Genomic DNA, 15,047 nt, shown 5'->3' with positions numbered 1-15,047 from the left:
TTTCTTTAGGGCTTATTCTTCTCTTTTGAAACCCTCTTGTATCGCTTCCGTCACTTCTTTTGTAATTTCCAATTCTGTTGCTTCCATACTAATTTTCTTGTGCCAAATATGTACGGACGGTTTTTCATTACAAAGATGTTTTATTAATACTAATTGATTATATGCTAGATTATTTTCTATATGGGTAGCGATATAGACTGTAAAATTGTTCGCTTCAAAGACCTTTTCTTCCAAAATGTATTTACTCTTTAATTGCCTCGTTACTATATCTTTCAAGTTTTCTATAGTCATGCATATCACCCCCTTTTCCCATATAATCAATTAAATCGACGAATACTCGGTACAGACAATGCGATTCCAATTGTTAAAATTACTAAACTAGCTAGTGTTATAATAGTTATCTCGCCACCTATGACAGTAGCTAACCAGCCTACAACTACATACCCTAATGGCAATAAAGCAAAAGAACCCAACATATCAAGGCTTGCCACTCTTCCGAATGCTTCTTCTGGTACAAGTTCCTGTAAACTAGTTTCCCAAATGAGTCCAAATATCATCATGCCAAATCCTTCAATTACCATTAAGAATATTAAGGCGGGTGCCCAAGAAATGAATGGCATAATTAATAAAGCAATGCCACTAATTAAAACACCTCCATAAGCCAGTAATCCTCTCTTATGCCACCGCTCTTTCCCACCAAATATTAATGCGGCAATTACAGCTCCACCACCAGAAAAGGCCATGCCAAGTCCATACACGTAAGCTTCAAAATGATGATGAACATTAAATAACCACGGAATTAATACGACGATAATGCCGGCATAACAAATATTTATAAAAGAAAAAACTAAAATTGTAATCCACAGCCACGGATGACTTTTTAAAACTAAAACACCTTCCATAAACTCTTGTTTGTAATTAAGCTTACTCTTTTCAATGGGTTTTACTTTTTTAAACTTAATTTCTTTTAAAAATAATAAACATAAAAATGATAATAAGTACGTTACTGCATCTAGGCCGAAACCTACCCCTGCAGACGCAACCGATACGATTAACCCACCAAGTGCTGGCCCAATTAATCGTATACCTTGATTACTCATTTGAGTGAGTGCGTTAGCTGCATTACGAATTTCAGGAACGAATACTTTCGCCCTTACAGCAGAATATGCTGGTTGGAATATCCCTTCCATAAGTCCGTATAAGGCAACGAGAATATATAAAACTGTAATTGTTAATAAATCCATAAATATAAGCGATGCAAGTAATAGCATTAATATACAGCGGAGTATATCCGTAAATAACATTAATTTAACCCGATCAATTCGGTCTACAATTAAACCTGCAAACGGTAAAGCGAGAATATTAGGTAGCATGTACATTGCCATTGTCATCCCCATCACAACTGTTGAGCCAGTTAATGAATACACAACAACTGGAAGTATGACCATAGTTATCGAACTACCTAAGGCCGAGAGTAATTGTCCAATCCATAAAAATTTAAAATGTGGTGACGCTTTAACTGGCGATAATAATTTACCAACATACCCTAAATCTTTTTCTCTTTGTAATTCCCCTTGCATCTTTCTCTCCTCTTTTCAAATGATTATAGACTTCATAATAAAATGCCGAAAATTAACAATATTCTATTTTAATTATATAAGAAACTATTATGTTATGGTAAAATTATCAAGAAAAATAAAGGAGAATACATTACAATGCCTTCAAATTCACATAACATCGAGCACCGCATCTATACAATGTGTATGATCCAGCGCAACAATGAAGTTTTACTCATAAAACGCCCCAGCCATCGAGGTTTCCCTGGCTACATCGCTCCTGGCGGCAAAGTAGATTTCCCCGAAAGTATCGTTCAAGCCGCTATAAGAGAAGTAAAAGAGGAAACTGGATTACTTGTTTCGAATTTAACTTTTAAAGGATTAGATGAATATGTAAATCCGAAAGGTAATGTTCGGTACATGGTATTTAACTACTGGACAGACTCATTTGAAGGTGAACTTCTTTTAAACCCTCCTGAGGGCGAATTATTATGGATACCAATCGATACAGCACTACATCTTCCTATGCAAGATTGGTTTAAAGAGAGATTCCCATTATTTTTTGAAACAGGCACTTTTGAAATTCAACGTGTTTGGGATAATGAGCTAGATAAACAAATTGCTATAACAATTACACATACGTAAAAAAGCTTGAAATCTCTCCAAGCTTTTCTTACTTCTCCTCTACTTTCTTAATCTTATAATCAATTTCTAAAAACTTAAATCCAAATATCCACATTCTATGATTAGCTTCTAGTATGTGATCCGTGCGCTCTTTTATAATAAAAGTCTCTGCTAATGGTAAACGTATTGTTAAGAACCGAGTATGTAAATAAATCCCCTCATCTCCCTGACCATTTTCTCTTAACTTACTAGTAATGATTAAATCATGACTATCATTATATAGTTTCAAAATACCAGTCATATTCGAATATGGTAAAGGTAATGCAATATTCATGTATGTCTCGTTCTTATATGTATGCTTTGAATAAAGAGCTACAAAAATAGATTCACCTGCTTCATTTTTCCTTAGCCAAGCCCTTACATTCTCCCTTCCATCTTTCTCATCCATTACACTAATGATAGAGCCATACATCGTTTCCCAATTGCCGCCCATTCCTAAATGTATTTGTTCTACACGCTTACTCATTTTCTCATAACAAAGTGCAAACGGACGGAACGAACGAGCCCATTTAATATTCGATTGTAACTCATACTCTGCTGTATTTTCATAAAAACGAATAATACTTAAAGGAACCTTTGTCACATCAAATGCCTCACTATGAAAGTCATTTACTTTATCAACTAAACCGTTGTATTCCTTACTGTCTACTAAATTGCTGCTATATAAATAAGCCTCACCAATTGCCACATTTCCTCTTAACTTACTCATTGGTTTCCCATAGTATTTATAATTCGGAACACTCTTTTCGATCACCCAGCCGACAAATGCCGGTAAAGCTACTCCAATTCCATTGACAACACCGTGAATCCAAACCATTTGAGCAATTGTAATCGTCATTACATGCTTCAAATTTCCGTATGAATATATAAGTGAGAACATAATTGTAACCATGAGTGTACTAGACGAAACGATTAGAAAAATCTTTGCACTGATAGCATTAAATTTTGCTCTCCAAACGTAAAATCCATACCCATAAATCGCACATAAATATAGGAACACTGCCAAAAATTCAAATATTCTTGAGTATGTAATTCCTATTGCAACTGTCATAGGTGAAATCATGATGATAAACATAATAACATCATACACTTTACTTCTCTTTTCTCTTTTTCTCCCTATTAAACCAGCTGATAATGGCAATAGAAACGCCGAATAATGAAAATGTGCAGCTGTGAGTAAAACAATGTCAGAGCTAAACTGCATAATTGAAAGTTTTGCTACTGAAGCAAAAAACCAAAAACCACCTAAAAACAAATAAATAAACGCACTATCTATGGCGGTCTCTTCTAACGGCTTCCATCCTCTTTCTAGCAATCTACTTACACCAAATAACGCAACAATTCCTGTATATACAAACCAAACTAGCGCAAATACATAGTGATTTGTGACGAACGCTAGCATTGCGCAAATTGTTGCGATTGGATATAAAAACGATACGAATTTATAAAATAATAAATGCGATCCATCTCTTTTTCTTTTCTCAATAATACAAAATGATATTGGTATAAATAATAAAACAGATAATAATATAATTGCTTCAACAGGATTTGTATTCGAACGCTCACATATTAGAAAAACAACATAACAAGCAAGCCCAAATATTATATTTTTCATATCGTTTATTCCCTTTCTACAAATGTTCCCTTGTATGAAAAAAGCGAACCAATTAACGGGTTTCTTACTTGTACATGAATTCGAAAACACTGAAGCGTTTCATCATAACTTTCAACAATTTTTGCCTCACCATACAAAAATTTTGGTAACGGCATTTTTCCTCCAAACATATAAAACCATTGTTTCTTTGAAGAAATATGCATTGCCCCTAACTCATCGATATGAAAATGCAGTGTAGAAACGAGTAAATGTGGTTCACCAAAATAATCTACAATTTCATTTTCTTTTTCATCCAATTGCATAACTGCATTAAAATATCTTTTCTTATTATGGAAATAAAAAGTACGGTTCCACCTTACTAATTCTTGTCCATATTCATCTCGCTCAGCTATGTTTTGTATCGTAAATGGAATTCCCTCTCCTCGTTCCGAGAAAAACATTCGAAACTTCGATGCAATTTTCAATATAAATTTCACGAAAAAAGAGCCACCGTAAATTTCATCCATCTTTCCTTCCCCTGTAAAACTATTCTCTTCTGTAATCGCATAACGCTTCTGCAATTCAGGATGAAGATTTTTATAGGTATCCCCTAATAATCGTTCATACATATTAGCCATACACTTATCCCTTTCTCGCCCTCTTGCAATTTTTCGCGCTTGGTAAATCGAAACTATTTATATAACCGACAATTGATAACCCCATTAAAAGAACATTTAATGTAATCGGATTAAACGGCCCTGTAAAGCTTGCAATATTCGTAAATCCTGCCGCTAACGTTAAAACTAGTAATACAATAATATACAGTATAAATAATTTTCGTTTTGTTAGTGGCAACAGCCATACGACACCGAAAATTATTTCTAACACCCCAATTATTTTAAGTATACATACACTACTTTCATTTGAACCAATTAATACAGAAAGCATCTTTACTTCTTCTAAATGAGTAAACAGTAGTTTTGGCACTATCCCTTGATATATCCATACAAAAGCAAATAAAAAACATACGAGCCAATACGTCATTGTTCTTCTAATTAGTAACCTAGGATGAAGCCCCTTTTCTAACCATAATTTTAAGGCATCAAAACTCCAAGCGGTCGCCCAACCTAATAACGGACGAAAAATATAGGAATCTATTACATTTCCTATACGACCAAATCTTGTCTCATAATCATATTGTGTCTCAAAATGGATGTATTCTTTATTGGGCGTATACTTCCAATAACCACGTCCTATTTGAATAAGAGATAATGTACTATCCGTCCAAAATTTTAAAGAGGAAATTCTTTCACCAGTTTCTTTTCTTATTTCACCTATTGATTCCCCTTCTCCAGCTATTTCAAGCCCAAATCCAATCTTTGTTTTATACAAAAACTTCTGTGGTTCTCCTTCTTTTTTCTCTAAATACGAAATTTCAGTAAAACGAGCATCCCACTCTGTATGTATATCTGGTTCTTGCGTATATTCCCATAATTTTTCCATCGTCGTGTTCATTTTTGTCGCAACATAAATAGGCTGTTTCCTTTTCATTCTCCCCACCTCCTATGCACTATAAGTTTAATGTACATGCAATGAATTTATTTTGCTACATTTTTCACAAACTTCCTCAGAAAAAAGAAAGAATTTTTAAAATATATATAAAACACTTGATTCCCCGAAAAATTTAAATTATTATAAAACAAATGTTACCAATAACTTCATAAATCAAACACTCTCGCCTAAAACGTGAGATAGAGGTTGCGATACTTATGAGTATTCTAATGGAGACACAGAGATGTCTATGAACTTAGATGAAAGGAAGTATTGCCGAAATTGATAAATTTCTCTGCATTTATCAATTGGGGCTGTTTTCGAATAGAAACAGAACTGTCATATGTACAGACGTGTACGTATGAAGAGCTATCTACAAAAAAGAGATATCATTTTTTTATGATATTCCTTTTTTGGCGGTTTTTTTATTAGCTCCGTTTTCTGTTTCCCTTTTCCTGTAACAGCACCATCCTCACTTATTTGAGATGGTGTTTTTTGTTTGTCTTTCTGGTAACTACAGGAGTATTGGGATTTATATATTTCCTAATCTATTCTTAAAAATAGACGAAAGAAGGAATTTGTAATGGAAACAATTGTTCAAAAATTTGGTGGCACTTCTGTCGGAAGCGTCGAACGCATTCAACATGTAGCAAATTTAATTATTGAAGAATATGAACGAGGTCATAGCGTTGTCTCTGTCGTTTCAGCAATGGGAAAAAGTACGGATCAACTTGTCGCACTCGCTAACGCAATTACAGAAAATCCAAGTAAACGTGAAATGGATATGCTTCTATCTACAGGTGAACAAGTAACTATTTCATTATTAACAATGGCACTGCAAGTAAAAGGCTATCATGCAATTTCATTAACAGGATGGCAAGCTGGTATTACGACAGAATCTGTACATAGTAGTGCACGGATTACTGACATTCATACAGATCGTATTCAATCTTATCTTGCTGAAGGCACGATTGTTATCGTAGCTGGTTTCCAAGGTATAAGTGTAGAAAATGAAATTACAACGCTTGGCCGTGGTGGTTCTGATACGACTGCTGTCGCACTAGCCGCTGCACTTAAAGCAAAAAAATGTGATATTTATACGGATGTGACAGGCGTATATACGACGGACCCACGAGTTGTAAAAGATGCTTACAAATTAGATGAAATTTCTTATGACGAAATGTTAGAGCTTGCTAATCTCGGTGCTGGCGTATTACACCCGCGCGCTGTTGAGTTTGCTAAAAATCATAACGTAGTTTTAGAAGTTCGCTCAAGTATGGAACAAGAAAACGGAACAATTGTAAAAGGAGAATGTAACATGGAACAACAATCAATCGTTAAAGGTATTGCATTTGAGGATAACATTACACGTATCACAATTAAAGGACTAGAACAAGGCTCGCTTTCAACAGTTTTCTCTACATTAGCAGCAGCACACATTAATGTAGATATCATCATTCAAAGTATTACAAATGAAGGAACTGTACATCTCTCCTTCTCCATTCACTCGAATGATTTAAGAGAAACTTTAAAAGTTTTGGAACAAAATCAAGAAACTCTTCACTACGAATTTGTAGAACATGAAAATCACTTAGCAAAAGTATCAATCGTAGGATCTGGCATGGTATCTAACCCTGGTGTCGCTGCAAATATGTTCACTACTTTAAAAGAAGAAGATATTCATATTAAAATGGTAAGTACATCAGAAATTAAAGTGTCTGTCGTTATTGACCGCCTTCATTTAGTAACAGGTGTTGAGGCGTTGCATCAATCATTTATGGCGAAAATTGAGCCTTTAGTGCAGATGAGTTAATTTCTACTAGTAAAAACTTAAAACAAATTATATGAATCTATTTCCTTCCTATATAAATAGAAAGCTATTTGCATATAGAGTAATAAGAAATGTATTTATCATTTAAATAATACACTTCATTCTATACAACAATCGGGCCCTTTAAGGGCATACAGAGTAGAAATATTTTTCGGGGAAGTCGCGGTATTGTTTGTTAACAAGATACTATATAGCACAATTAAAAATAGCTTGTCACATTTCCCTATACTGTGACAAGCTATTTTTGTTTGGAAGGAGTTTATAACTTTTTAATAGTATAATTATGTAGATGGTTAGATCATACACTTTTACATATAAGGAGATAAAGACAATGACAAACAACAAATTACTCAGAATGGATAATGTCAGCATCGTTGTAGAATCCCTTGATAATGCAATCACTTTCTTCGAGGAGATTGGGTTAAAACTCGAAGGGCGCGCCACTGTCAAAGGTGAATGGGCTGGTCGCGTAACCGGACTCGGTTCTCAGTGCGTAGAGATTGTTATGATGGTTACACCAGATGGCCATAGCCGCATTGAACTTTCGCGATTTCTTACCCCACCTACTATAGCAGATCACCGGAAAGCTCCTGTCAACACCCTCGGTTATTTGCGCATCATGTTCACCATTGAAGACATTGACGAAATGGTATCTAGGCTTACTACTAAGCATGGTGCTCAGCTCGTTGGCGAAGTAGTTCAATACGAGAACTCTTACCGTCTCTGCTACATTCGTGGAACTGAAGGCATTTTAATCGGTTTAGCGGAAGAACTCGGTAACAAGTAAGTGATATTCCCAAAAATTATTATCTACATCAAACAGAAATTCATTATAAATGAAGCCACTATATTTTTAACCACGTCCTCACTCTAAAACGTGGTTATGCTTGTTTGAGCTTTTAAAAATGTATTATCATTTTACACATAGATTTCAAGTCTCTATCCAAAGAGTTCTTTAACATACCTCTAACATTCTAAAATCATTATGAAACAATTTAATCATTCAATTTACCTTTTCCTAGGAAATACAACTGACTCTGCTCATTTTTTATCACATATATCTTTTGGCTCTCTTCCTCGAAAAAAAGATCGATATTCATTCAAAATAACTTTTTTCATATCAAAATAAAAAAACATCATGAATAACGCAATTCCTAATAACATCTTTTGAATTCCTTCATAATCAATGAAAGCACTCATTATTAACAAACCAAATCCAATATAAAAACCAAACTCGTTCTCTTTCTCAAAATCCTCATTTTCTTCATCAATATGTATTTTTTCTTTAATGTTTTGATTCCCTTTTATTAACTCATCGAGCGTAACATTATACATTTCACTCAATAAAATCAAATTATCAATATCAGGACAACTTTTATCATTCTCCCACTTATATACCGCTTGCCTCGTCACACCAATCTTTTTAGCAACATCCTCTTGTGAAAATCCCTTTGACTCTCGTAGTTTTTTTAACTGTTCTCCTAAGCTCATAACGTCCCCTCCTTTAACAAATTATTACATACAAGGAGATGAAAAAGAAAGAAACCATTAGTAAAACTCACTGTAAACCATTCGTTTACACAGTAAAAAAGAGGGAATAGCTCTATATTTAAGCTATTCCCTCACTTCTATTAAAACAGATGAATGTTTTCTTTTTTACAAGCTGCACGTAAATCGTCAGGCCATACAGAAGATTGAACTTCACCGATATGTGCTTTACGTAAGAAGTACATGCACATTCTTGATTGTCCAATACCACCGCCGATTGTTAATGGTAGTACGTCTTCTAGTATACCTTTATGGAAATCATACTCACGTTTGAAGTCTTCACCAGTTTTCGTTAACTGCTCATCAAGTGATTTACTATCAACACGAATTCCCATTGATGATAATTCAAATGAAGATTGTAGTACTGGGTGCCAGAATAAAATGTCACCGTTTAATTTCCAATCGTCATAATCAGCTGCGCGTCCATCGTGCTTTTCACCTGAACGAAGTGCATCACCAATTCCGATAATGAAAACTGCACCATGTTCTTTTGCAATTGCATGTTCACGATCTTTCGGTGTTAATTCTGGATATTTATCTTCTAATTCTTGAGAAGTAACGAAAACAATTTCTTCCGGTAAATACTTTCCAAGGAACGGATATTTTTCAAATAAGTGATCTTCTAAATCTTTGAATATTCCATAAATTGTTTGTACTGTTTTTTGTAAGTAATCGACAGTACGCCATTCTTTTTGAACGATTTTTTCCCAATCCCATTGGTCAACGTAAATGGAATGCGTTGCATCAAGTTCTTCATCACGACGAATCGCGTTCATGTTTGTATATAAACCTTCACCAGCTTCATATCCGTATTCATGTAATGCAAATCGTTTCCATTTCGCTAGTGAATGAACAATTTCTAATTCTTCTCCTGAATGTAACATATCAAATTCAATTGGACGTTCTACACCGTTTAGGTGATCGTTTAATCCTGATTTTTTCGTTACGAATAATGGTGCAGATACGCGGAATAGTTCAAGACGTTTTGCTAATTGGTCCTCGAAAAATGTTTTAACTTCCTTAATTGCGATTTGAGTCTCTCTTACTGTCATTAATGATTGATACATGGTGGTTTCCTCCTAAAATGTTTGGATGTTGTGAAAAGAAGCCAACAAAAAAAGCCCTTCTTTCCCAAAAAACTGGGACGAAAGGCTTTGGTTCCGCGGTACCACCCAAATTAGCAACAGAGGTTGCTCACTTATACAATACGGAGATGAAATATCTCGATACTGTTCTTCTTGTAACGGCGAAGTTCCCGGCTAAGTCTACTTTCCTATAAAGGATTTCGGTTAGCAACTCCAGGAGGTTCTTCATAATAGGCTTCGTATCAGGCTCACACCACCCCTGACTCGCTTAAACTACGTCCTACTACTACTCGTCCTTTCATAGTCGTTTTGTTGTCACATCTCTGAAACATTTTATTAATGATTATTCTATACAAAAAATAAAGAAAGTCAACAAAAAGTTTTAAAATATTTTTCAATTCTTTATTTTACGGCTTTATTGATTGTTGTTAATTTAACATCTTTACTTTTTCTGCCTCGTCAATCCAAAAAATGTTTCACTGATCGAAACTAACGTATACACAACAATTAATGTGATCGTTCGGAATATAGAATCCACAGTATTTCTTATTATTTTCATTTTCTTTATAATTCCTTTCAGTTTACTTGCAATTTCATGATATACTATAGCATTCAAGCAGTTTATTTTTACTTAAAGTAATCATAGTCATTTATAAAGAGTATTTTCTAAATCATTGACTATTATCAAATAAGATTTTTATATAACGGAGTGATCATATGAGTAAAACGAAAGCAAAACCGAAAAAAGGTGTAGGACAAGGTACAGGAAGTAAAGGATGGAACCGTTGGCAATCAAGTGCAAAGAAAAAGGCAGCTGCCAAACCATACAAAAGTAAAGGTACAAAGAAGTAATTTAAATAACATTTGATTTATTTGCTTTATACAAAACAAAATATAATTATTACAACAAAAAAGCTATGCCCTCATAAATTTGAAGGCATAGCTTTTTTATATTAAATCATTAAAATATCTCGAATTTCTTCCTCTGTGATTGAGGACAATTTCTCTTCTCCCGGCTCAATCACTTCAGCGATTAAATTTTTCTTACTTTCTTGCAGTTCATGCATTTTCTCCTCAATTGTTCCGTGGGCTACTAGCTTTATAACTTGCACTGTATTTTTTTGTCCCATTCGATACGCTCTATCGGCCGCTTGTTGTTCAACAGCTGGATTCCACCATAAATCGTATAATATTACTGTATCTGCACCAGTTAAATTAAGTCCGGTACCACCAGCTTTTAAAGAAATGAGAAATAGATCCCCTTCTCCTTCGTTAAACCGATCGCATAGCTCTACACGTTCCTGCGCTGGTGTACTCCCGTCTAAATAAAAGTATGGAATTGCTTGGCGATTTAACTCACGACCAATAATGGAAAGCATCTTCGTAAATTGAGAAAAAATTAATATTCTCTTTCCTGTGCTTCTACATTCCTCTAAAATCTCTAACAGTTGTTCAAATTTAGCTGAACTTCCTTTGTAATCATCAACAAATAAAGCAGGATGACAACAAATTTGTCGCAATCTCGTTAAACCAGCTAAAATTCTAATTTTATTTTTACGTAACGTATCTTTGTCTAAATGCTTTAACGTTTCTTCCCTTAACTTCGCTAAATAAGCAGCATAAAGACTCTTTTGATCGGGTAATAACTCCGATGATTGTAAGTGCTCTATTTTCTCTGGCAACTCATTTAATACGTCCCCTTTTAATCGTCTTAATACGAATGGTTTCACTCGCTTCGCTATATCTTCACGCCTTAAATCACCGAACTCTTTTCTTCCTGGTAATAATTCCGGGAAGACGACATGGAAGATAGACCATAGCTCTTCTAATGAATTTTCTACAGGTGTACCCGTTAGCCCAAAACGGTATTCAGCTTGAATTATTTTCACAGCTCTTGCCGTTTGCGTTGTAGGGTTTTTAAACGCCTGCGCTTCATCAAGGAATAGTGTATGAAATGGTCTTGCATACAATCTTATATCTCTTCTCAATAATGGATATGACGTAATTACGACATCAAATTCCGTTATATCTTTCAAAATTTTCCGGCGCTCTGCTTGAATTCCATCTGCAATAACTGCTCTAATATGCGGGGCGAATTTTTTCAATTCACTAAACCAATTATAAACAAGAGATGATGGTGAAACGACTAATATAGGCAGTTTCTTTTCTCGAATCTCAGGCAAAACAGAATCTATAAAAGCAATGCTTTGCAACGTTTTTCCAAGTCCCATATCATCTGCTAAAATACCTCCAAAACGGTAATGAGCAAGTGTTTTCATCCATTCGAACCCATATACTTGATACTTTCTCATTTCTGCATTTAAAGTATTTGGCACAGCAAATTTTAATTTTTTCGGGTTTTGAATGTTTTCTACTAACTCTTGAACAGAATCATCTAAACTTAAAACATTGCCTTCATGAAGTCCATTCATCCATTTTACACTCCGAATAAGTGGAACATTTACCTCTTCTCCATGTAAAAATTCTTTCCGAATACCTGATTCTTTTATAAACTGATTAATTTCATTAAACTCTTTACTCTCTAGGGATAAAAACGAACCGTTCGCCAATCGATAATATTTACGTTTCTCTTCAAGGGCCGCTAATACACCTTTAATTTCTGCTTCTGGTATTCCTTTTATATCAAAACGAAATGACAACCAATCAATTCTTTCTTTTCTTCTCACTGTAATAAGAGGAACTGCATCCCCTTTACTAATTCGCAATTTGATTGCTGTCGTCGCATAAATATCAACTAAACCTTTTAATGTTGGCACGACGTGATATAAAAAGTTATACTCAGCTTCTTCATTATGCATAAAGTAACCGCCTTCTGTTTTTGCAAAAGCACTTTCACTCATAATGTCTAAAATCTCTTTTTCCTTTTTCTCATCACGATTAAAAACAGACGGCTGTCCATCCTCTTCTAGCGGATTAATCATGACGTTCCCATAGTGAAATTCAAGACCTGCTAATAAGCGATTTTTCACGCGGTCTAAATACAATTTCGCTTTTAGCGAAGGGGTTTCAACACGATCCGATATTACTTCATCAATGTGTACAGTTCCGAGCTTCATTAATCCTGGTACAACTTTCGAGACGAAATGTTCCATCTTACTTTCTGGAATATAAAACTGATTACTATTTGAACGACTCATCATCTTTTGTAATTCAATAAGTCGCATACAATCTTCAATATGTAAGTGATATAATTTCCCATCGTAAAGTGCATTGTTATACATATCCATAACTTGTACACGATTTAGACCATCTATATGAAGTGTAAATCCACCATTATTTCCCTTCGTAAATTCAAAGTGTAACGGCAACAATCCTTTTGAAACTTGTAATCCCTGAAACAGTTGTTCATTTTGTTTCAGCTGTACATATTCAACTTTAGAAAGTGAAGAGAGCATCTCTTTCCATGAAGCTGGTGGTATAAATATCATACTTTCATCTTGTTTCGCATGTACTTCTAGCGTATCTTCATACATTTTTTCGTTATGATACATTTTAATGAGCTGCTGAATAATCGCATCCGTTTCTTGTTTAAAACTATGTACATCTGGTGTATATGTAAATTCATTTGAACAATGAAAAGACTCTCTTTTCTCCACCTTAGAAAGAAATTCTCTAATATGATTTATGAAATACACTTTGGCAAGTTTCAATTGAATTCCAAGAAGAGCCCCTCCACTTCTCGTAGCTACTGGTGTACATATAAACTCAATATCTAATATTTCACGTGTATCAAAACGGTGTTGTTTACTTTTTGGCCTCAGTGGTTTGTCTGCAAACAGCTGAAACATACCACTTGTCAATTGATCATTTCTGTTACTAGTGGAACTCATTCCACCTGTTTGTTGATTATAGTTTATTTGTATTAATACTGCTGCAACATGTTGACAGTACGTTTGAAAAGACGCTAATGAAGGACAACTACATTTTGCAACAACATCACCCTTTTTAGCTTTTTCTACTGTAACATGGAAATCCTCGTTCCCTTTTACTGTCGCCTCGCAAATTTCTTTATTTTCATCATAATGATTTATTATCACTTTATTTGATTTATAATAGGCTTCACCTCTTTTATATGAGGTCTCTCCGCACACTTCTTTAATAATCGATTTATTCAATGTGAAACTCATCGCTTTGACACTTCCTTAATATAAAACCATTTTCTCTTACTTAACATTTTACATGCTCCACGAGAAAATATAAAATGTTGATTTAACAAAAAAGATGCTTATTTATAAGCATCTTCTTCACTCTATCTCCATCAACCTCTTCGCCTCAAAATACAACACTTGAATAAACTTCTTCGTATTAATTCGCGTATGACCAGAAGATGCGAGTTCATCTTTCGTCATTTCTGTCATACGTTTTCTAACTACGGTGAAATCGAAAAATTTTGGAGCATAGCTTTCAAATTTTGGATTTGAAAAGTCTGTTAATCCTAAAGAAGCCAAATGATTTAACGACTGATAAATAGCTCGACGTACTCTTTGTTCAGACGCTTTTTTCTCTTTATCAATATCCGCATCTAAAGCTAAATCCCCTAGCTTCCTTATCGTAATATGATGAAAAATTTCTTTTAACGCAGGAAAGCCAAACTCAAATGTCTGTGCCTTTTCTTGACCATATAAATATTCCAGCATACTAAGTAAATCTTTACTTCCATTCTCTCCCGCAATACCGAGTTCTGATAGTAAAAAGCGCCCTAAATCTCCTATCTTTTTTCCTTCTTGCACTGGTTCAGTACGCAATTGCGGTTTTTCCCACTGAAACACGTTATTTAATGATTTTTGAATATCATGTATAGAACGCTCCAATCTAATACGCTCCATCACTTTGCGTACAACAGATACAACTTCGATTTTGTTTAATGGTTTTGTAATATAATATTCTACACCAAGTGTATATGCCTCACCTATAAGCTGCTTCGATTCCACTTGAGAAATCATAATGATTTTCCCAGTGAAAGTTGACGCAATGTGACGAACTGTTTCAATTCCGTCCCTCATCGGCATCAACAAATCAATAAATAAAATATCTACTTTTTTAAAATTTAGTTGATCCGCTTCAATAAAAGCTCCGTCATCCGCCTCACCAATTACTTCTCCAAGGTCTCCATCTTCAATAATTTGCGAAAGCATCGAACGGAAAACTTCATCATCGTCTACGATATAATAAAACAA

Annotated in this window: 13 protein-coding genes, 1 riboswitch and 1 other annotated feature; of the genes, 4 read left to right on the top strand and 9 right to left on the bottom strand. The window is 34.6% G+C overall.

Annotated elements, in window-relative coordinates:
- Positions 1-12: 12 nt before the first annotated feature.
- Together BAQ53_RS08565 and BAQ53_RS08560 are read right to left on the bottom strand one after the other, a co-directional pair.
- A complete protein-coding gene (locus BAQ53_RS08565; RefSeq protein WP_208906721.1) occupies positions 13-291 on the bottom strand; it encodes a hypothetical protein in 279 nt (92 codons plus the stop codon).
- Between the two features lie 26 nt (positions 292-317).
- A complete protein-coding gene (locus tag BAQ53_RS08560; protein WP_208906720.1) occupies positions 318-1,580 on the bottom strand; it encodes an MFS transporter in 1,263 nt (420 codons plus the stop codon).
- A gap of 135 nt (positions 1,581-1,715) precedes the next feature.
- Here BAQ53_RS08560 and BAQ53_RS08555 point away from each other — a divergent pair, with 135 nt between their 5' ends.
- On the top strand, positions 1,716-2,201 hold the full coding sequence (locus BAQ53_RS08555) for an 8-oxo-dGTP diphosphatase (protein ID WP_001139828.1): 486 nt from the start codon (positions 1,716-1,718) through the stop codon (positions 2,199-2,201).
- Between the two features lie 28 nt (positions 2,202-2,229).
- On the opposite strand, the gene BAQ53_RS08550 is transcribed toward BAQ53_RS08555, so the two are convergent.
- From BAQ53_RS08550 to BAQ53_RS08540, 3 genes are read right to left on the bottom strand one after another with little or no spacing between them, the layout of a single operon-like run.
- Positions 2,230-3,855, bottom strand: coding sequence for a YndJ family protein (locus tag BAQ53_RS08550; protein ID WP_208906719.1), 1,626 nt, complete (start codon positions 3,853-3,855; stop codon positions 2,230-2,232).
- A gap of 5 nt (positions 3,856-3,860) precedes the next feature.
- The gene (locus BAQ53_RS08545; RefSeq protein ID WP_208906718.1) at positions 3,861-4,472 is read right to left on the bottom strand and encodes a DUF4166 domain-containing protein; all 612 of its coding nucleotides are present in this window, start codon (positions 4,470-4,472) and stop codon (positions 3,861-3,863) included.
- Between the two features lie 4 nt (positions 4,473-4,476).
- The gene (locus BAQ53_RS08540; protein WP_208906717.1) at positions 4,477-5,385 is read right to left on the bottom strand and encodes a DoxX-like family protein; all 909 of its coding nucleotides are present in this window, start codon (positions 5,383-5,385) and stop codon (positions 4,477-4,479) included.
- Between the two features lie 193 nt (positions 5,386-5,578).
- A riboswitch (Lysine riboswitch) is annotated at positions 5,579-5,765 on the top strand.
- 203 nt (positions 5,766-5,968) lie between these two features.
- Here BAQ53_RS08540 and BAQ53_RS08535 point away from each other — a divergent pair.
- Entirely contained in the window at positions 5,969-7,198 is a 1,230-nt protein-coding gene (locus tag BAQ53_RS08535; RefSeq protein WP_208906716.1) for an aspartate kinase, read from the top strand.
- A gap of 349 nt (positions 7,199-7,547) precedes the next feature.
- Positions 7,548-8,003: a VOC family protein gene (locus BAQ53_RS08530; RefSeq protein ID WP_208906715.1), complete on the top strand. Its 456-nt coding sequence runs from the start codon at positions 7,548-7,550 to the stop codon at positions 8,001-8,003.
- A gap of 254 nt (positions 8,004-8,257) precedes the next feature.
- Here the strand turns inward: BAQ53_RS08530 and BAQ53_RS08525 are convergent, their stop codons facing one another.
- Positions 8,258-8,707, bottom strand: coding sequence for a helix-turn-helix domain-containing protein (locus tag BAQ53_RS08525; RefSeq protein WP_000051970.1), 450 nt, complete (start codon positions 8,705-8,707; stop codon positions 8,258-8,260).
- 140 nt (positions 8,708-8,847) lie between these two features.
- Complete coding sequence (gene asnA / locus BAQ53_RS08520) at positions 8,848-9,831, bottom strand: aspartate--ammonia ligase (RefSeq protein WP_000284914.1); 984 nt, start codon at positions 9,829-9,831, stop codon at positions 8,848-8,850.
- 70 nt (positions 9,832-9,901) lie between these two features.
- Positions 9,902-10,160, bottom strand: a binding site (T-box leader).
- Between the two features lie 406 nt (positions 10,161-10,566).
- Here asnA and BAQ53_RS08515 point away from each other — a divergent pair.
- Entirely contained in the window at positions 10,567-10,701 is a 135-nt protein-coding gene (locus tag BAQ53_RS08515) for a DUF3934 domain-containing protein (protein ID WP_000047588.1), read from the top strand.
- Between the two features lie 101 nt (positions 10,702-10,802).
- Here the strand turns inward: BAQ53_RS08515 and BAQ53_RS08510 are convergent, their stop codons facing one another.
- Complete coding sequence (locus tag BAQ53_RS08510) at positions 10,803-13,997, bottom strand: DEAD/DEAH box helicase (RefSeq protein WP_151522480.1); 3,195 nt, start codon at positions 13,995-13,997, stop codon at positions 10,803-10,805.
- A 117-nt stretch (positions 13,998-14,114) separates the two neighbouring features.
- Complete coding sequence (locus BAQ53_RS08505) at positions 14,115-15,047, bottom strand: response regulator (protein WP_000500301.1); 933 nt, start codon at positions 15,045-15,047, stop codon at positions 14,115-14,117.

This window comes from Bacillus sp. B25(2016b) (assembly GCF_001679765.1).
Lineage (GTDB): Bacteria > Bacillota > Bacilli > Bacillales > Bacillaceae_G > Bacillus_A > Bacillus_A thuringiensis_K.
Note: the sequence above shows the minus strand (reverse complement) of the source record. Positions and strands in the feature narration are given on the sequence as shown.